The sequence below is a fragment of the Martelella limonii genome, from assembly GCF_013344475.1.
GTDB lineage: Bacteria > Pseudomonadota > Alphaproteobacteria > Rhizobiales > Rhizobiaceae > Martelella > Martelella limonii.
The window spans coordinates 476,092-494,252 of sequence record NZ_JABUOU010000002.1; the positions used below are offsets into that span (position 1 = coordinate 476,092).

An 18,161-nucleotide genomic window follows, 5' to 3' on the forward strand; every position below is an offset into this window, starting at 1 on the left:
TTCCGTCTTCTTGTCGTTCATGACGCCCATATAGGAATGATCGCCGGGCGATATCAGGGCAGATTGTCGAAACCCTCGACGAAGCCGGTAAGGTCGACCGGAATGCCGATCGTGTCCTGATCGACGGAGAAGGTGAGCGTGAAAACCGCCTCGCGGCCGGCGCGCATGATCTTCATCAGATCCTCGTCGATGTCGATCTCGACATAGCAGCCGTCGAGATAGCATCGGGTAAAGTAACCCTTTCCGATATTCACGCCGTCGACGAACATGTCCATGCCGGACGGCAGGAAGACACCGAGCGGGGAGAGGATGCGCAACAGCGTTGCCTCGCGGTCGGCGGTCTTCAGCACGGCGATCGAAAGCCCGATTTCCGGACGGTCCTCGGCAATCACGTTCTGCATCAGCGCGCATTGCTCGACGCTCGATCCGGGCGGCTGGTCGCAGATCGTCGACCATGCGCCGTGATTCTCGCGGACCACGTTTTCCGTGACTGTGTCCTCTGCGGGGATCGGCAGCGGAGCCAGTTCTTCCTCGCTCGCCTGCGCATCGGCATCGCTTGTCGCAGCACCGGGCTCATCAGCTGCAGGCGCGGGCGTCGCATCCGCTGCGCCCTCAGTCTCGGGCGCCTGCGTTGTTTGCGGCTCGGCTTCTCCAACAGACGCCTCAGGCGTTTCTTCTGCCGCGGTGGTTTCCGGTGCGGCCTGATCCGTCCCTGTCGCGGGTTCCTCGACGGGACGGGAGGTGCGGGCCGAAGGCGCAGCGCCGCTATCCTGCGCGCTTGCCGGAAGGGCAGTGGAACACAGCAACGCGGCGAGGGCGAGCGCGCCTGCCTTGCGATACGCATGATTTGCAAGAACGACAGGCATTGGGCGGGCTCCTCGGCTGATTAGGACGGTCTTAATTACCACAACCGGCTTTGTGCCGCGTTCGAAAGAAATTTTCAACGGCTGAAGAAGGACTTGACCTGGGAAAGGGCGGCGAAATATCACTGTGAACTTATGCCGCAGCTGACAATTTGACGCTTCAAATCAGCAAATGCTATGGCATAATTGTGACTGAGGGAGAAAAACCGGGTCGATGATGTCATTGGATCGCCGGGCAAGGGGTGCGCCCCGGGTGGGAGATGATATCATGGCCGCCACGCGATGCGCGCGGTTTTGATCTTTCAGAGGCAGTCGAACAGGGATCCGGTCTGGTTTCAGCCAGACATTGGTGGGAGAATTCAACGTGAAGAATAAAGCCAGAGCATGCATGACAGGTCTTCTCTGTCTTGCGGGCAGCGGGAGCGCCTTTGCGGCGCAGCCGCAGCCGTGGGAGATGACACTGCAGCCGGCGGCGTCGCCGATCATGCATCAGATTACCTGGTTCGAGCAGTATACGCTCTGGTTTATCGTGCCGATCGTGCTTTTCGTTCTGGCGCTTCTGATTCTGGTGATGGTGAAGTTCCGTGCTTCCAAGAACCCTGAAGCGTCCCGCACCAGCCACAACACCGTGATCGAGGTGGTCTGGACCGTGGCGCCGGTGCTGATTCTGCTGTTTCTCGCCATTCCCTCGTTCAACCTGCTCACCAACCAGCTCACCCTTCCGGAAGATCCCGATCTGACCGTCAAGGCAACCGCCACCCAGTGGCTGTGGAGCTATGACTATCCCGAGATCGAGGATGGTGCGATTTCCTATTCGTCCTACATGCTGACGGATGAGCAGCGCGCCGAATACGGCAAGGAAAACCGCGCCGAATATCCGCGCCTTCTGGCCGTCGACAATGAAATGGTCGTTCCGATGGGCGCCACCGTGCGCGTTCTGGTCACTGCAGCCCCCACCGACGTGATCCACTCCTTCGCCATGCCGGCATTCGGCATCAAGGTCGATGCCGTGCCGGGCCGTCTCAACGAGACCTGGTTCAAGGCCGAAGCAGAAGGCATCTATTACGGCCAGTGCTCGGAACTGTGCGGCAAGGATCATGCGTTCATGCCGATTGCGATCCGCGTGGTGTCGCCGGAGCAGTTCACCACCTGGCAGGCTTCCGCCGCAACCGACGTGGAAGCTGCCAATCGTGCCTTGATGGCAAGCATCGACAATCAAGAGCAGGGCGAAAACGCCGTCATGCTCGCCGACAAGAATTGAGGAGGGCGATATGGCGGAAGCAGCACACGCTCACGATCACGACCATAAGCCCGGCTTCGCGGCGCGATGGTTTTTCTCGACCAATCACAAGGATATCGGCACGCTCTATCTGATCTTCGCGATCTGTGCGGGCATTATCGGCGGCCTTCTGTCGGTTGCCATGCGCATGGAGCTTCAGGAGCCCGGCATCCAGATCTTCAACGGTCTCGCCGCCATGGTCTATGGCGATGCGGGCGCCGCTGCCATCGATCAGGGCAAGCATCTCTATAATGTGTTCACCACGGCCCATGGCCTGATCATGATCTTCTTCATGGTCATGCCGGCGCTGATCGGCGGCTTCGCCAACTGGATGATCCCGATCATGATCGGCGCGCCGGACATGGCGTTTCCGCGTCTGAACAACATCTCGTTCTGGCTGATCGTTCCGGCCTTCATCCTGCTCCTGCTGTCGATGTTTGTCGAAGGCCCTGCAGGCTCGAACGGCGTCGGTGGCGGCTGGACCATGTATCCGCCGTTCTCGACGACCGGCATGCCGGGACCCGCGGTCGACCTTGCGATCTTCGCGCTCCACGTCGCCGGCATTTCCTCGATCCTCGGCGCCATCAACTTCATCACCACGATCCTGAACATGCGCGCACCGGGCATGACGCTGCACAAGATGCCGCTGTTTGCCTGGTCGGTTCTGGTCACCGCCTTCCTGCTGCTTCTGTCGCTGCCGGTTCTGGCGGGTGGCATCACCATGCTTCTGACGGACCGCAATTTCGGCACCACTTTCTTCTCGCCCGATGGCGGCGGTGATCCGATTCTCTACCAGCACCTGTTCTGGTTCTTCGGGCATCCGGAAGTCTACATCCTGATCCTGCCGGCCTTCGGTATCGTCAGCCACATCATCTCGACCTTCTCGAAGAAGCCGGTCTTCGGCTATCTCGGCATGGCCTATGCCATGGTCGCGATCGGCGCCGTCGGCTTCATCGTGTGGGCGCACCACATGTACACGGTCGGCCTGTCGCTCGACACCCAGCGCTACTTCGTGTTCGCCACCATGGTGATCGCGGTGCCGACGGGCGTGAAGATCTTCTCCTGGATCGCGACGATGTGGGGCGGTTCGATCTCGTTCCGCGCGCCGATGGTCTGGGCGATCGGCTTCATCTTCCTGTTCACCGTCGGCGGCGTGACGGGCGTTCAGCTCGCCAATGCCGGTCTCGACCGTTCGCTGCACGACACCTATTACGTGGTGGCCCACTTCCACTACGTGCTGTCGCTCGGCGCCGTGTTCGCGATCTTCGCCGGCTGGTACTACTGGTTCCCGAAGATCACCGGTTACATGTACAGCGAAAAGCTCGCCAACCTGCACTTCTGGGTGATGTTTGTGGGCGTGAACCTCGTGTTCTTCCCGCAGCACTTCCTCGGTCTGTCGGGCATGCCGCGCCGTTACATCGACTATCCGGATGCCTTTGCCGGGTGGAACGCGGTCTCGTCCTACGGCTCCTATATCTCGGCGATCGGCGTCGTGATCTTCCTGATCGGCATCGTCGAGGCTTTCTCGAAGAAGCGCGTTGCCGGCGACAACCCCTGGGGCCCGGGCGCCACCACGCTGGAATGGCAGCTTTCATCGCCGCCGCCCTATCACCAGTGGTCGGAACTGCCGCGCATCCGCTAAGCGGAGCGAAAGAAACTGGTCTCGCGCGCCGCTTCCGGCGCGCGGGCCTTTTTGAAATGAGAGCGGATAATGACAGCAATCGACAATGAACTCGGCGGCGATCTCGTGCTTTCGGAAGCGACCGGACGCGACTATTTCGCGCTGCTGAAGCCCCGGGTAATGTCGCTGGTCGTGTTCACGGCCTTTGCCGGCCTGTTCCTGGCGCCAGGGCCGATCAACCCGGTCATGGGCGCGATCGCCATTCTCTGCATCGCGGTTGGCGCAGGCGCCGCCGGTGCGCTGAACATGTGGTACGACGCCGATATCGACGCGATCATGTCGCGCACGGCAAAGCGCCCGATTCCCGCGGGCAAGGTCCGCCGGGATGAAGCGCTGGCCTTCGGCATCGCGCTTTCCTGCTTCTCCGTGGCGACGCTTGGCCTTGCGATCAACTGGTTCGCGGCCGGCCTTCTCGCCTTCACGATCTTCTATTACGCCGTGTTCTACACGATGTGGCTGAAGCGGGCGACGCCGCAGAACATCGTGATCGGCGGTGCAGCCGGCGCATTTCCGCCCATGATCGGCTGGGCCGCCGTCACCGGCGGCATTTCGCTCGACAGCGTCATCCTGTTCTCGATCACCTTCCTGTGGACTCCGCCGCATTTCTGGGCGCTCGCGCTCTTCAAGAAGGGCGACTACGACGACGTTGGCATTCCGATGATGCCGAACGTTGCCGGCGAGGCTTCCACCAAGAACCAGATGGTTGTCTATGCGGTGCTGACGGCCATTGCCGGCGTCGCGCCGTGGTTCACGGGTCTTGCAAGCCCCTTCTATGCGGTCTTCGCTGCAGCGCTCGGCGGTTACTTCGTCTATCATTCGCTCAAGGTGCGCGCGATGGCCGAGGGCGACCAGAAGATGGTGCCGGCCAAGAAGATGTTTGGCTATTCGCTCTTCTATCTTTCAGCGATCTTCGCCGCTCTGATCGTCGATCGTGCCGCAATGTTGATGATCGGGTGATAGGATGATCGAGACCGTCAAGCTGACCGAAAAGCAGAAGAAGGCCCGGCGCGCGCGCAATATCGCGCTTGGCTTCGTGCTGTTCGGCCTTGTGGCCCTGTTTTACATCATGACCATGGTGAAGCTCGGCGCTTCGTGAGCGATCCGTTGGGGGGAGAGGGTATGACTGACGTGAGCGATAAGCGGCAACGCAACAACGGCGCCATCGTGCTGATGTGCCTCACTTTCGTCGTGGGCATGACGGCGATGAGCTTTGCCGCCGTTCCGCTTTACCGCATCTTCTGTCAGGTCACCGGCTATAACGGCACGGCCCAGCGCGTGGAGCAATATTCGAATGTCGTGCTCGACCAGACGGTCAAGGTGACCTTTGATGCCAATGTCGCACCGGGTCTCGACTGGGAGTTCACGCCTGAGCAGAAATCGGTCTCGCCGAAGATCGGCGAGACGGTGCAGGTGATGTTCCATGCCCGCAACAAGAGCAGCGAGCCTGTGCGTGGCCAGGCCATCTTCAACGTGACGCCGCTGCAGGCTGGCGCCTATTTCAACAAGGTCGAGTGCTTCTGCTTTACCGAGACGGTGCTTCAGCCCGGCGAGACGCTGGAAATGCCGGTGGTCTTCTTTGTCGATCCGGCATTCGCGGATGCCGAGGAAACGCGGGATATCCGGGTGCTGACGCTGTCCTATACGTTTTTCGAGCACGAGAAACCGGTTGCGGCCGTCAAGGCGGTCGCGGAACCTTCGTAACGAGCCGCCGATTATTTGAGGCGGGGATTGATTAAGACGGTGAATTCGGACCAAATGCTTTGAAAGCTTCGGTTGATTTGCCAGAGAGTTTACTGAAGCGGCGCCCGACGGGAGCTTCAGGGAGAGAGGAAACGGGGACCAGGAATGGCAGACGCGCATCACAAGAACCACGATTATCATATCATCGATCCGAGCCCCTGGCCGCTGGTTGCCTCCATCGGCGTCTTCCTGATGGCCTTTGGCGGCGTCGGCTACATGCGCTATCTGAGCGGAGGCACCTTCGAAATCCTCGGTCTCAACCTTGCCCAGCCGTGGATCCTGCTGATCGGCCTCGCGGTCGTTCTCTACGTGCTCTTCGGCTGGTGGTCGGACACGATCAAGGAAGGCCGCGAAGGCCATCATACCCCGGTGGTTTCGCTCCACCTGCGCTACGGCATGATCATGTTCATCGCCTCGGAGGTGATGTTCTTCGTGGCCTGGTTCTGGGCGTTCTTCGACGCGAGCCTGTTCACCGGCGAAGCCATCCAGGCAGCGCGCGTTCAAGCAACGGGCGGCACCTGGCCGCCGGAAGGCATCGCGGTCGTCGATCCGTGGCACTTCCCGCTCTACAACACCGTGATCCTGCTTCTGTCCGGCACGACGCTGACCTGGGCACACCACGCCCTGATCCATGGCGATCGCAAGGGCCTGATCCAGGGGCTGTCGCTGACCGTCCTGCTCGGCCTTATCTTCACCGGTGTTCAGGCCTATGAATATTATGAAGCGCCGTTTGCCTTCAAGAACTCCATTTATGGCGCAACCTTCTTCATGGCGACCGGTTTCCATGGCTTCCATGTGATCGTGGGCACGATCTTCCTGATCGTCTGCCTGATCCGGGCCGCCAAGGGTTCCTTCACGCCGGAGCGCCATTTCGGCCTCGAGGCGGCGGCCTGGTACTGGCATTTCGTCGACGTGGTCTGGCTGTTCCTGTTCTTCACCATCTATATCTGGGGCGGGTGGGGCGCACCGCTGGCAGAAACCGGCCACTGAGTTCTGGATATCATTCCGCCGCCCACCGGGCGGCGGATTTTTTAGGGAGTGCGCTTGATGTCGATAGAGGAAGAAAAGACCGCTTCGGGTGGTCGCTACTATACCGTCGTTGAAGGCCACGAGGCGGAGATGACCTATTCCCGCGCCTCTGACAGGCTGATCATCATCGATCATACTGGCGTGCCGGATGCGCTTCGCGGCAAGGGCGTGGGCAAGGTGCTTGCCGAGCATGCCGTGGACGAAGCCCGCAAGGGCGGCTGGAAGATCATTCCGCTCTGTCCCTTCTTCAAGGCGCTCAGCGTCCGCCACCATGATGAGTGGCACGACGTCATCAACTGAAGACCTGTCTTTCCGACTGCCGAAAGTTTGCCATGCCCGCTGATTCGAATCCGCTCGCCCCGCTTGTCCTGTCCGGCCTTAAGGGGCGCTGCCCGCGTTGCGGCGAGGGCCATCTCTTCGAAGGTTTCCTGTCGCTGAAGACGGAATGCGAGCAATGCGGGCTGAGCTACAGCTTCGCCGATGCCGGCGACGGACCGGCGATCTTCGTCATGCTTGCCGTCGGCTTTCTGGTGATCGCGCTTGTGCTGTGGACGGAGATCACGTATTCGCCGCCGTTCTGGGTCCATATCCTCGTCTGGGGACCTGTGGCAGTCGGGCTTTCGCTTGCCGCCCTCAGGGCCTTTAAGGGCGTCCTGATCGTCCTGCAATACCGCCACAGCGCGGCAGAAGGAAAGATCGGTCCGAAGGGTGACGATGTCTAGCCGCCTGTCGTTGATGCGGGTCATCGGGCTGGTTCTGGCCGCACTCGCCTTCATCGCCCTCATCTCGCTTGGCAATTGGCAGGTCCGCCGCCTGCACTGGAAGGAGGCGCTGATCGCCTCGGTCGATGCGCGCGTCGAGCAAGCGCCGCTGCCGCTTGGAGCCGTCGAAGCGCTGCCGCAGGACGAACGCGAATATCGTCCGGTCACTGCCACTGGGCGGTTCGAGCATGACCGCGAACGCCATTTCTTCGCGACCCATGAAGGCCAATCCGGCTATTATGTCTATACGCCGCTCAGGCTTGAGGATGGCCGCGCCGTGTTCGTCAATCGTGGCTTCGTGCCGTTTGATGACAAGGAAGCGGCAACGCGGCCGGAAGGACAGATCAAGGGTGACGTGACAGTCACGGGCCTCGCCCGCAACCGGCTCGACGGCAAGCCTTCCTTCGCGGTTCCGGAAAACGATATTCCGCAGAACATCTTCTACTGGAAGGACCTCGATGCCATGGCGCAGTCGACGGGGCTTTCCGGAGGCGAGGTTCTGCCGTTCTTCGTCGATGCCGACGATACGCAAAATCCGGGCGGTCTGCCGGTCGGCGGCGTCACCCGGATCGAGTTTCCGAACGACCATCTGCAATATGCCATCACATGGTACGGCCTTGCCACGGTGCTGGCGGTGATCGTCGCGCTGATGGCCTGGCGCGGCCGGCGCCGGCATGCGTGACCTGTTGGCGCCAGGGCTTTCCGTCGTCTTCTGCGGCACGGCGAAGGGCCTTGTTTCTGCCCGCACGGGTTCCTTCTATGCCCATCCCTCGAACCGGTTCTATCTGACCCTCCACGAAATCGGCCTGACGCCGGAGCGGGTGGGCCCGGCCGAGTTCCGCAAGCTTCTGGATTATGGCATCGGGCTGACCGATCTGAACCAGGTGGAAAGCGGCATGGACAAGGCCCTGACGCCATCAGGATTCGACATTCCCGCCTTCGAGGAAAAGATCAGAACCTACCGGCCGCGTCTTGTCGCCTTCACCAGCCTCGCAGGCGCCCGCATCTATTTCGGCGACAACCGGATTGCCTGTGGGCTCCAGCCGCGCGGGATCGATGGAATACCGGTTGTCGCGCTGCCCTCGACCTCTGCGGCAAACGGGCATTGGACAAAGGACCGTCATCATTGGTATCAGTTGCCAGAACTGATTTGAGCGAGATGACCATGACCCCATTGACTATTCGCCTTTGCGGCCCGCGCGGCTTCTGCGCCGGCGTCGACCGGGCGATCCAGATCGTCGTGCTGGCGCTGAAGCGCTATGGCGCGCCGGTCTATGTGCGTCACGAGATCGTGCACAACCGCTACGTCGTCGAAGGGCTTGAGGCGCGCGGCGCGATCTTCGTCGAGGAGCTGGACGAGATTCCGGCCGAGCATCGCGAGCAGCCTGTGGTGTTTTCCGCCCATGGCGTGCCGAAATCCGTGCCGGAGGATGCCGAGAGCCGCAATCTTTTCTACCTCGATGCCACATGCCCGCTGGTCTCCAAGGTGCACAAGCAGGCAATGCGCCACGAACGGCTCGGCCGCCATGTGATCCTGATCGGCCATGCCGGCCACCCGGAGGTGATCGGCACCATGGGTCAGTTGCCGGACGGCGCCGTCTCGCTGGTCGAGACGGTGGAAGACGCAAAGCGCTATCAGCCGGCGGATCCGGACAATCTCGGCTATGTCACCCAGACCACGCTCTCGGTGCAGGATACCGCCGACGTGATTGCAACGTTGCGTGAACGCTTTCCGAACCTCACGGCGCCTTCAGCCGACTCGATCTGCTACGCCACCACCAACCGGCAGGAATCGGTGTCGGCGGCAGCGCCCGGCTGCGACCTCTTCATCATCGTCGGCGCGCCGAATTCGTCGAATTCCAAACGCCTCGTCGAGGTCGCCAAACGGGCCGGAGCCAAAGAAGCGATGCTGGTCCAGCGCGCCTCGGAGCTTGATTTCGAAGCGATCGGCGACGTCCGCACGCTCGGCCTTTCCGCCGGTGCTTCCGCGCCCGAAGTCGTGGTCAACGAGATCATCGAGGCATTCCGGCAGCGATTCGACACCACGATCGAACTTGCCGAAACCACGATCGAAAACGAACACTTTCTCGTCAACCGCCAGCTCCGCGACGTCGAACTGACCGTCGAGGACATGGCCTTCGTCAACGGACGATAAGCATTTGGCCGTCTATACCGATATCAATGAAGACGATCTCAGGCAGTTTCTCAAAGCCTATGACGTCGGGGAGCTCCTGTCCTATCGCGGCATCGCGGAGGGCGTCGAGAACTCCAACTTCCTGCTGCATACCGACCGTTTCCCACTGATTCTGACGCTATATGAAAAGCGGGTGGATGAGGGCGATCTGCCGTTCTACCTCGGCTTGATGCAGCATCTGGCCGACCGCGGGCTTTCCTGCCCGCTCCCGCTTGCCCGAAGCGACGGCGAGCCCTATGGCAGGCTTTGCGGGCGTCCCGCAGCGCTGATCTCCTTTCTGGAAGGCATGTGGCTCAGGAAGCCGGCGGCAGAGCATTGCCGGGAACTTGGCGCAGCGCTTGCCCGCATGCATGTGGCCGGTCAGGATTTCGCGCTGTCGCGCAAGAACGCGCTGGCGCTGAAGGGCTGGGTCGATCTCTGGGACAAGGCGGCATCGCGCGCCGACGAGGTGCAGCCCGGTCTTGAAAGCGAGATCACGATGGAACTCGCCACGCTTGAGGACCGCTGGCCAGTGGACCTGCCGGAAGGCGTGATCCATGCCGATCTCTTTCCCGACAACGTCTTCTTCATCGGCGATCAGCTTTCGGGCGTGATCGACTTCTATTTCGCCTGCAATGATTTTCTCGCCTATGACCTGTCGATCTGCCTCAATGCCTGGTGTTTCGAGAAGGACCGCTCCTTCAACGTGACCAAGGCCCGCGCTCTGATCGAGGGCTATCAGAGCGTAAGGCCGCTCGGCGATGATGAGATCGAGGCGCTGCCGCTGCTCTGTCGCGGCTCGGCGCTCAGGTTTTTCCTGACGCGGCTTTACGATTGGCTCAACACGCCTGCGGGCGCCCTGGTGGTCAAGAAGGACCCGCTCGAATATCTGCGCTATCTGCGCTTCCACCGCGCGGTGACGAGCGCCAGCGAATACGGTGTGGAGCGGTCGTGAAGAAACAGGTCGAGATTTTTACGGACGGGGCCTGCTCGGGCAATCCCGGACCTGGCGGCTGGGGCGCGATCCTGCGCTATGGCGACAAGAGCCGTGAGCTCAATGGCGGCGAGAAGCTGACCACCAATAACCGCATGGAACTGATGGCGGCGATCGAGGCCTTGAAGGCGCTCAAGGAACCGTGCACGGTGGAACTCTATACCGACAGCGTCTATGTCAAGGACGGGATAACGAAGTGGATCTTCGGGTGGAAGAAGAACGGCTGGAAAACCGCCGCGAAGAAGCCCGTGAAGAATGCCGAATTGTGGCAGGCGCTCGAAACCGAGCGCAACCGGCATGAGGTGACCCTGCACTGGGTCAAGGGCCATGCCGGCCACGAAGAAAACGAGCGCGCGGACGAACTGGCGCGCGAGGGGATGGAACCGTTCAAACAGGGGCGAGGGGGCTGAGGCCCTCCGAACAAAATCATGATCATGCATTGTGTTTTCATTCGTTTCCCGCAGGAAACGGGAAGCGACGAGAAACAGGCGCTTTATGACGAGATTTCCGCGCTTAAACGGGTCATTCCCGGCATCGTCGATGTGAAGGCGGGCGCGAATGTCTCGCCGGAAGGTCTCGATAGCGGTTACGCCGACGGCTTCGTCGTAACCTTCGAAGATGCTGCTGCGCGCGATGCCTATCTGGAGCATCCCGACCATCAGGCGGTCGGCGCAAAGATCGTCGCGGCGGCCGTCGGCGGTATTTCCGGCATTCTCGTTTTCGATATGAAGATCTGAGCGAGCGGCGCCGACGCCTGTCGATTGCATGTGGGCCGCGGCTAGGCCATCAGCCGCCCGATCATGCGCCCTGCGGGATAGAACAGGAACCGCCAGCCGAACCTTGCGGCGCGGTAGCTGAAATAGGCGGCCCCCACCAGCCACAGCACGAAGGTGGTGGTCCAGCTTGCTGCCGTGATCAAAAGTCCCGTCAGCGTGATGGCGCCCGAGCCCAGCAGGAAGACGATGGCGCGAAAGCGCTTGCCGAAGCGGGCGGAGAGCTTGCCGAGCTTGGTGAGGTCCGCCGGCGTGCTTGCAACCTTCAGCATGTCGGTACCGGCCTTGAACCCGTTCTTGCCCATCACCGTGCCGACTTCCATGGCCGCGTCCTGCATCTTCAGAAGAGGCTTGGTGTTGAGCGAGCTTTGAAGGGCGCGCCTTGCAGCGGGTATATTGCCGCGCTTCAGAAGCGGCATCGTCTTGCGCAAGGCCGGTCCGCTGACGACCTGGCTTGAAAGCCTGGTGAAAGAGCGGCGTAATGGCGTGGCGATCGCGCCCGCCTTGCCGGCAGCCTTCAGCGCGCTGGTTCCCACCTTCGAAGCCGATGCCGTGCCGCCCGAAAGGATGACCGCGCCGGTGACGGCGAGGCCGGCAACCGAAAGACCAAGGATCAGGGAATCGTAATCTTCTCCCTGAAGATAGGCGCCGCCCTCGATGATGATGTCGCGAACGTCGCCGACCGTGGTCAGATCGGTCGCAACCGCGCCCACCATGCCGATTGCGCTGTCCGGGCGTCCGGTAATGGCCCCGTCCCAGAGCTCCTGGATCTGGTTGCCGAGGCTTGCCTCTTCGGAGACCGCCATCTCCACCCGCTCGCGCGTCACGCCGTCAATGCGGATGCCGCGGCTGTCTGCAAGGTCGAGGATGCTTTCGGCGAGGCCGGCATCGTCGCTTGCCAGCGCTTCGGCGATCGCGCGGTCGTAATCGGTAGGCCGCAGCTTCTCCAGACGGTATTCGGTGAGTTCGACCGGATTGTTGTGCATGGCAAGAAGCTTCACGGCCTCAAGGCCATTCGGCACCACAAAGGGTGTCGAGACCACCAGCGCAACGGCAAGCACTGCCGTTGCCGCCCGTCTCAGCGATGTGACCGTCACACCAACCATCCATATCTCCGATCGGGCGCATCGTAGCAGAGACGCATGGCAAGATATATTCTGTTTTCTAGGGGCGTATGACGTTCGGCGGAGGCGCTGGTCAACCAGGCGGAAATGCCGCTGCACCTTCTATTTGCGACCGGAAGCCGGAGCGGCGGCGCACCGGCGTGAAGGCCGCCCGTTGCAGGCGGCCCTCGATTTCAGGCGCTCAGAGCTGGCCGAGAATAGTGGCTGCCGCCGAGACCGTGGCTTCGCCGGAATTTTCCTCGACGTTGAGTTCCTTAACCTTGCCATCTTCGACCAGCATCGAATATCGCTTCGAGCGTGTGCCGAGACCAGGGCCGGGGATGTCCGTTTCCATCCCCAGTTCCTTGGTGAAAGACGCATCCGCGTCCGAAAGGTAGCGGATCTTGCCCGCGCCGCCGGTGGCCTTCGCCCAGCCGCCCATCACGAACGGATCGTTGACCGCGACAACCACGATTTCATCGACGCCGCGCGCAAGGATCGCGTCACGATTTTCGAGATAGGTCGGCAGATGGTTGATCGAGCAGGTCGGGGTAAAGGCGCCGGGAACGGCGAACAGCACCACTTTGCGGCCCTTGAAGATGTCGTCGGTCGACACCTTTTCCGGACCGTTGTCGGTCAATTCACGCAGGGTGGAAGAGGGAAGGGCGTCGCCCTTGGAAATGGTCATGATGAAACTCCTTGGTGGCGTTGCATGCACACAGTTAGGGCGCGTCATGCTCAAAGACAAGCGGCGTTTCCAGCGCCCGGTCCCCGGTCTTGACCAGTATCAGCCATTCGCTCTCGAGCGATTCCGCGCCATCCGGCAATGAAGATGCGGGAATGGTGATCACGTAGCGGCCGTCCTGAAAGCTGCCCTCAGGCGCCTTGACGATGAAGCCGTCGCTGCTTGCAAGCGTGATTTCCGGCGCCGTCTGATCGGGCAGGGTGAGGGCAAGCGTCAGCGCTTCGCCGGTGATGACCGCGCTTGCGATCCGAAAATCATCGGACGGGGCTTCGGGAAGCGTGGTCGCGGCAACGGCGAGGATCGCAGTGTCGACCGCGCTTGCCTTGTAGGTTTCTTTCCCGACATGAAAGGACGCCTGGAAAGGGATGCAGATATCCTTGCAAAGCCCGATAAAGGCGCTGACGTCCAGTTGCGGCATTGTGCCGGGGCTTGCCTTCAGCATCAGCGGAAAGGTCACGGGGCCGTCATAACCCATATCGGTCACGCCGGTCAGTTCGATGCGCTTGGGCACCGGATAGGCGATGCTTTCAAGGCTGACGTCACTGTCCGCGCTGACCGAAATCTGCGGCGGTATCCCGCTTTCACCGGGTTCGCGCCAATAGGTGATGAAGCCATCGGCGGGCTCCACCTGCAAGGCACCGCGGATCCTTCCGTCGGCATCGGGCGCGGTCACGATCAGGCGCATGCGCCCGCCGGTGTCCTCGGCCCATGGGGTTGCGCCGGCATGGGCGTCCGATCCGGCAGGGATCGACAGCGCAAGAGCGGTAAAAACGAGGGTGCAGCGAATGTTCATATCACTCCTTTAGCGGGCCGGATGCGGCGGCGATATGGCTTTCGCTCCGAAATGCGGACAATTTCATTTGAACATCGCGTGACATTGCCCCATCTTGATCTGATGCCGACGACGAATTTGAAATGCGATCCAAAGACATCGCGGGAGAACGATTTGCTTGAGAACCTTGCGAACGGACGTGAACGCGGACCTTTTGACGGCCAGTTCCTGATCGCTATGCCGCAGCTTGCGGAAAGCGCGTTCGAACGCAGCGTCATCTATATCTGCGCGCATTCGGATGAAGGGGCGATGGGCTTCATCATCAACCGCGCCCAGCACGTGACCTTTCCGGAAGTGCTGCAGCAGCTTGCTCTGCTGGATCAGGGAGCGGAGCTTTCCGTGCCCGCGCTCGCGGATTTCCTGGTGCTCTCCGGCGGGCCGGTGGAGCCCGGTCGCGGTTTCGTTCTGCACAGCTATGACTATTCGGGCGATGGCAGCATTCCGGTCAGCGACGAACTGGCGATGACAGGTACGCTCGATGTGCTGAAATCAGTTGCAGCCGGCAAGGGGCCGGAGCGGGCGGCATTGCTTCTGGGGTATGCCGGCTGGGGTCCGGGCCAGCTTGAAAGCGAGATCGCCAACAATGACTGGCTGACCTGCCCGGCGATTGAAGACATGGTGTTCGATTCCGATCTCGACAGCAAATATGAGCGTGCCCTGTTCTCGATGGGCGTGCGGCCATCGTCGCTGTCGACAAATATCGGGCACGCCTGAAACAAAACGGCCCTATACACCGTTTAGGGGCGTCGGTCGTGATGTGCGACCACAAATTGCGAGGCCCCCATGAAACTCTTCGAATGCGATCATTGCGGACAGACTGTCTATTTCGACAATGACACCTGCGTGGCTTGCGGCCATCGCCTGGGCTTTGCACCGAGCGATCTGGCCATCTATGCCCTCAAACAGGCTGAGGGTGATATCTGGTACAAGGCGAATGACCGGAGCAGGAAGTTCCGTCTTTGCGAGAACACAAAGATCGGCGTTTGCAACTGGCTGGTGGATGAAGGCGAGGACGAGACCTTCTGCGTTTCCTGCCGTCACAACAATTTGATTCCCGATACCACGACGGAGATCGGGCTTGACCGCATGCGCCGCATCTGCGCCGCCGAACGGCATCTTTTCTATTCGCTGCTGCGTTGGAACGTTGCGACGCCGACGCGCAAGCAGGACCCTGAAAGCGGTCTTGTCTTCGACTTCCTCGAAGACACGGTTTCACCGGACGGGACGGTTACGCCTGCCATGACCGGCCACGAGGACGGTCTGATTTCGCTGCGCGTTGCCGAAGCCGACCACGTCACGCGCGAAATCATCCGCGACCAGATGAACGAGCCCTACCGGACGATGCTCGGTCATTTCCGCCATGAGGTCGGCCACTATATCTGGGACAGGCTGGTGCGCGACGGCGGACGTCTTGAAGACTATCGTCAGCTCTTCGGCGACGAGCGCGAAGACTACCAGGAAGCGCTCCAGCGTCATTATGAAAACGGGCCGAGGCCTGATTGGCCGGAGCATCATGTCAGCGCCTATGCCTCCACCCATCCCTGGGAGGATTTCGCGGAAAGCTTTGCCCATGCGCTTCATATCGTGGACACGCTGGAAACGGCCCGGTCGTTCGGCCTTGCCGTCGACGACGCCAAGCTTGCGCCTTTGGGCGACCCCTATAAATGCGCTGATGGCGAACGTCTTGCCGCCGCATGGATTCCGTTGACCATCGCGATGAACGCGATCCATCGCTCCATGGGGCAGAGGGATTTCTATCCCTTCGTCCTCACGCCGGATATCGTCACCAAGATCGATTACATCATCTCGCTGATGAACGGTCGGCGGCCGACGGCGAAGGCCGCCTGAACCGAAGCAACGGCACGCCGATCCCCGTTTGCTGAAAACGGGAATCGGCCTTTTGCGGAACTTGAAAGGACCGGGCGCTCCGAAGACCCCCGGTCCTTCATCAATAGACCTACGAGGCTTGGAGCCCGACCGGACGCGCGAAAACGCTTTGAACGGCCTTCATTTCTGCCTGGCCGCTGATTCGCTTTCGCCGACCGCGCTCTCTCCGGCGCCTGCCGTAAGGCTTACTTCGCGATTCCGATGCGGACCGCGGTGTTCGGGCTTGCCGTCAGCGGCACGGGCAGATTGTCGGCGCGGAACAGGAACTGCGTGGACAGGCCGTCTGCTGGCAGAGTCACCTGCTGCTGGATCACCTCCGAATAGACTGCGACGTCGCCATCCACCACCTCGACACGAACCGGAACGGTATAGGAGCCGGGCTTTGCCTTGGGGCCGCCGACGAGACGGCCGACAACGGAGATCTGCTCGATCAGCTTGTCGCCCGTGGGGGCGGGACCACAGGTCCGGCTGAACTCGCCGAGCGACACCTGATAGACGAGATTTTCCGGCGCATCGGAATTGGCTGGCGCATAGATTCGGCGGAACGCCACGTCGTCATCGAGCATCACCGGCGGGCAGAGCTTCGTCAGCGCCGTCAGGTTGACGCCGGGCGTGACCGGGCGCGCGGGCGTCGCCTCCGGCTCGGACGACGTGGTAGAGCAGGCAGCCAATGCCGAAACGGCAAGAACGGCCGCCACGCGGCGGGTAGTGCGAAATGACACGGCTAAACTTCCTTTCCTCTCTCAAGGGCTTTGCAACCCCTCCGGCTTTGTTTTATATCAGCGCCAACACAGATTGTCTGGTTGACCGCCCCCTCATCTCCGTCCGAACGGTCTTAACAGGTAAGGCCAAAGCCTGCCACAAGCTAGACAATTTCCGGATTCTGGCAAGCACAAAGGGGCTTTGCGTGGACTATATTTCTACTCGCGGCGAGGCGCCTGTCCTCGGATTTTCAGATGCGGTTCTGGCCGGCCTTGCTGAGGATGGCGGGCTTTATTTGCCGCGCGAATGGCCCTATCTGCCCGCAGACAGCGTACGCGCGCTGCGCGGCAAGTCCTATCAGGATATCGCCTTTGCCATCATCAAGCCGTTCATCGACGGCGAGATCGAAGACGGCGAACTGAAGGCGATGATCGATGATGCCTACGCGACCTTCCGCCACGAGGCCGTGACGCCGCTGGTGCAGAGCGGCGCCAACCGCTTCACGCTGGAATTGTTCCATGGCTCGACGCTGGCCTTCAAGGACGTCGCCATGCAGCTTCTCGCCCGGCTGATGGACCATGTGCTGGCCAAGCGTGGCCAGCGGGCAACGATCGTCGGCGCAACGTCGGGCGATACCGGCGGCGCTGCAATCGATGCATTTGCGGCAAGCACCCGCACCGACATCTTCATCCTGTTCCCCCACGGCAAGGTTTCGCCCGTCCAGCAGCGGCAGATGACCACGCTTGGCGCCGAAAATGTTCACGCCATCGCCGTCGAAGGCCATTTCGACGACTGCCAGAACCTGGTGAAGGCGATGTTCGCCGATACCGTGTTCCGCAACGAGGTGAAGCTTTCCGGCGTCAACTCGATCAACTGGGCGCGGATCATGGCGCAGGTGGTGTATTACTTCACCGCCGGCATCGCGCTTGGCGCGCCGGACCGCGCGATCGACTTCACTGTGCCCACCGGCAATTTCGGCGATATCTTCGCGGGCTATGTCGCCTCGAAGATGGGGCTGCCCGTCGGAAGGCTGGTGATTGCCACCAACGAGAACGATATTCTCGCCCGCACGCTTGAGACCGGGCGCTACGAGATGCGGGGCGTGGAGGCAACCACCTCGCCGTCGATGGATATCCAGATCTCGTCGAATTTCGAGCGTCTTCTGTTCGAGGCCAGTGGTCGCGACAGCGACTATGTGCGCCGCGCCATGGCGAGCCTTAAGCAGTCCGGAGCCTTCGATATCGAGGAAAAGACGCTTGCCGAGATCCGCAAGCTGTTTGCCGCCGGCCGCACCGACCAGAAGGCCGCCGCCGCCGAGATCGAGCGCTCCCTGCGGGACACCGGCGTGTTGATCGATCCCCACACGGCCGTCGCCGTTTCCGTAGCCAGAGACCATCAGCGCACCGAAAACCCGATGGTTGTGCTGTCGACCGCGCATCCGGCAAAATTCCCCGACGCCGTAAAATCTGCAAGCGGTATTGACCCGGCGCTTCCCGCGTGGCTTGCTGGCCTGATGGACAAGGAGGAGCGTTTCAGTGTCCTTTCTCCCGAGCTCGATGCCATCGAGGCGTTCATTCGCCAGGGAATCGCTTGAGGCTG

Annotated in this window: 22 protein-coding genes; 17 read left to right on the forward strand and 5 right to left on the reverse strand. The window is 61.3% G+C overall.

Going from position 1 to position 18,161, the window contains the following annotated elements:
• Positions 1-53: 53 nt before the first annotated feature.
• Positions 54-524, reverse strand: coding sequence for an invasion associated locus B family protein (locus HPQ62_RS21040; RefSeq protein WP_244629605.1), 471 nt, complete (start codon positions 522-524; stop codon positions 54-56).
• 727 nt (positions 525-1,251) lie between these two features.
• Between HPQ62_RS21040 and coxB the strand changes: the two genes are divergently transcribed.
• The 14 genes from coxB to HPQ62_RS07530 all read left to right on the forward strand — a co-directional run bounded on the left by coxB (position 1,252) and on the right by HPQ62_RS07530 (position 11,257).
• Positions 1,252-2,124 (forward strand): cytochrome c oxidase subunit II, encoded by an 873-nt coding sequence (gene coxB, locus HPQ62_RS07470; protein WP_194246289.1) that lies wholly within the window; start codon positions 1,252-1,254, stop codon positions 2,122-2,124.
• A 10-nt stretch (positions 2,125-2,134) separates the two neighbouring features.
• A complete protein-coding gene (gene ctaD / locus HPQ62_RS07475) occupies positions 2,135-3,784 on the forward strand; it encodes a cytochrome c oxidase subunit I (protein ID WP_174801884.1) in 1,650 nt (549 codons plus the stop codon).
• A 69-nt stretch (positions 3,785-3,853) separates the two neighbouring features.
• Positions 3,854-4,780 carry a heme o synthase gene (locus HPQ62_RS07480; RefSeq protein WP_174801885.1) on the forward strand — a complete coding sequence of 309 codons (927 nt, stop codon included), beginning with the start codon at positions 3,854-3,856 and terminating at the stop codon, positions 4,778-4,780.
• 4 nt (positions 4,781-4,784) lie between these two features.
• Complete coding sequence (locus HPQ62_RS21175) at positions 4,785-4,919, forward strand: hypothetical protein (RefSeq protein ID WP_280516260.1); 135 nt, start codon at positions 4,785-4,787, stop codon at positions 4,917-4,919.
• 23 nt (positions 4,920-4,942) lie between these two features.
• Complete coding sequence (locus HPQ62_RS07485; RefSeq protein ID WP_174801886.1) at positions 4,943-5,524, forward strand: cytochrome c oxidase assembly protein; 582 nt, start codon at positions 4,943-4,945, stop codon at positions 5,522-5,524.
• Positions 5,525-5,668: 144 nt separating this feature from the next.
• Positions 5,669-6,553 carry a cytochrome c oxidase subunit 3 gene (locus HPQ62_RS07490; protein WP_174801887.1) on the forward strand — a complete coding sequence of 295 codons (885 nt, stop codon included), beginning with the start codon at positions 5,669-5,671 and terminating at the stop codon, positions 6,551-6,553.
• Between the two features lie 57 nt (positions 6,554-6,610).
• Positions 6,611-6,892 carry a GNAT family N-acetyltransferase gene (locus HPQ62_RS07495; protein WP_174801888.1) on the forward strand — a complete coding sequence of 94 codons (282 nt, stop codon included), beginning with the start codon at positions 6,611-6,613 and terminating at the stop codon, positions 6,890-6,892.
• Between the two features lie 32 nt (positions 6,893-6,924).
• Entirely contained in the window at positions 6,925-7,314 is a 390-nt protein-coding gene (locus tag HPQ62_RS07500) for a DUF983 domain-containing protein (protein ID WP_174801889.1), read from the forward strand.
• The gene (locus HPQ62_RS07505) at positions 7,307-8,035 is read left to right on the forward strand and encodes an SURF1 family protein (protein ID WP_244629586.1); all 729 of its coding nucleotides are present in this window, start codon (positions 7,307-7,309) and stop codon (positions 8,033-8,035) included. Before HPQ62_RS07500 ends, HPQ62_RS07505 begins: the two co-directional genes overlap by 8 nt.
• Complete coding sequence (locus HPQ62_RS07510; RefSeq protein WP_174801890.1) at positions 8,028-8,507, forward strand: mismatch-specific DNA-glycosylase; 480 nt, start codon at positions 8,028-8,030, stop codon at positions 8,505-8,507. The genes HPQ62_RS07505 and HPQ62_RS07510 overlap by 8 nt, the downstream gene beginning before the upstream one ends.
• A gap of 5 nt (positions 8,508-8,512) precedes the next feature.
• Positions 8,513-9,508 carry a 4-hydroxy-3-methylbut-2-enyl diphosphate reductase gene (gene ispH, locus HPQ62_RS07515; protein WP_174801966.1) on the forward strand — a complete coding sequence of 332 codons (996 nt, stop codon included), beginning with the start codon at positions 8,513-8,515 and terminating at the stop codon, positions 9,506-9,508.
• A 4-nt stretch (positions 9,509-9,512) separates the two neighbouring features.
• The gene (locus tag HPQ62_RS07520; RefSeq protein WP_174801891.1) at positions 9,513-10,481 is read left to right on the forward strand and encodes a homoserine kinase; all 969 of its coding nucleotides are present in this window, start codon (positions 9,513-9,515) and stop codon (positions 10,479-10,481) included.
• Positions 10,478-10,930 carry a ribonuclease HI gene (gene rnhA, locus HPQ62_RS07525; RefSeq protein ID WP_174801892.1) on the forward strand — a complete coding sequence of 151 codons (453 nt, stop codon included), beginning with the start codon at positions 10,478-10,480 and terminating at the stop codon, positions 10,928-10,930. Before HPQ62_RS07520 ends, rnhA begins: the two co-directional genes overlap by 4 nt.
• Positions 10,931-10,948: 18 nt before the next feature.
• Positions 10,949-11,257, forward strand: coding sequence for a Dabb family protein (locus HPQ62_RS07530; RefSeq protein WP_174801893.1), 309 nt, complete (start codon positions 10,949-10,951; stop codon positions 11,255-11,257).
• Positions 11,258-11,298: 41 nt separating this feature from the next.
• On the opposite strand, the gene HPQ62_RS07535 is transcribed toward HPQ62_RS07530, so the two are convergent.
• The 3 genes from HPQ62_RS07535 to HPQ62_RS07545 all read right to left on the reverse strand — a co-directional run bounded on the left by HPQ62_RS07535 (position 11,299) and on the right by HPQ62_RS07545 (position 13,934).
• The gene (locus HPQ62_RS07535) at positions 11,299-12,399 is read right to left on the reverse strand and encodes a hypothetical protein (RefSeq protein WP_174801894.1); all 1,101 of its coding nucleotides are present in this window, start codon (positions 12,397-12,399) and stop codon (positions 11,299-11,301) included.
• Between the two features lie 199 nt (positions 12,400-12,598).
• A complete protein-coding gene (locus tag HPQ62_RS07540) occupies positions 12,599-13,084 on the reverse strand; it encodes a peroxiredoxin (protein ID WP_174801895.1) in 486 nt (161 codons plus the stop codon).
• Between the two features lie 34 nt (positions 13,085-13,118).
• Positions 13,119-13,934, reverse strand: a complete 816-nt coding sequence (locus tag HPQ62_RS07545) for a protein-disulfide reductase DsbD domain-containing protein (protein ID WP_174801896.1) — start codon at positions 13,932-13,934, stop codon at positions 13,119-13,121.
• Positions 13,935-14,036: 102 nt separating this feature from the next.
• Here HPQ62_RS07545 and HPQ62_RS07550 point away from each other — a divergent pair, with 102 nt between their 5' ends.
• Together HPQ62_RS07550 and HPQ62_RS07555 are read left to right on the forward strand one after the other, a co-directional pair.
• On the forward strand, positions 14,037-14,687 hold the full coding sequence (locus HPQ62_RS07550) for a YqgE/AlgH family protein (protein ID WP_174801967.1): 651 nt from the start codon (positions 14,037-14,039) through the stop codon (positions 14,685-14,687).
• Between the two features lie 69 nt (positions 14,688-14,756).
• Positions 14,757-15,821 carry a zinc-binding metallopeptidase family protein gene (locus tag HPQ62_RS07555; RefSeq protein ID WP_174801897.1) on the forward strand — a complete coding sequence of 355 codons (1,065 nt, stop codon included), beginning with the start codon at positions 14,757-14,759 and terminating at the stop codon, positions 15,819-15,821.
• 224 nt (positions 15,822-16,045) lie between these two features.
• On the opposite strand, the gene HPQ62_RS07560 is transcribed toward HPQ62_RS07555, so the two are convergent.
• Positions 16,046-16,582: a hypothetical protein gene (locus tag HPQ62_RS07560; RefSeq protein WP_174801898.1), complete on the reverse strand. Its 537-nt coding sequence runs from the start codon at positions 16,580-16,582 to the stop codon at positions 16,046-16,048.
• Positions 16,583-16,767: 185 nt separating this feature from the next.
• Between HPQ62_RS07560 and thrC the strand changes: the two genes are divergently transcribed.
• Positions 16,768-18,156, forward strand: coding sequence for a threonine synthase (thrC, locus tag HPQ62_RS07565; RefSeq protein WP_174801899.1), 1,389 nt, complete (start codon positions 16,768-16,770; stop codon positions 18,154-18,156).
• The last annotated feature ends 5 nt before the right edge of the window (positions 18,157-18,161 follow it).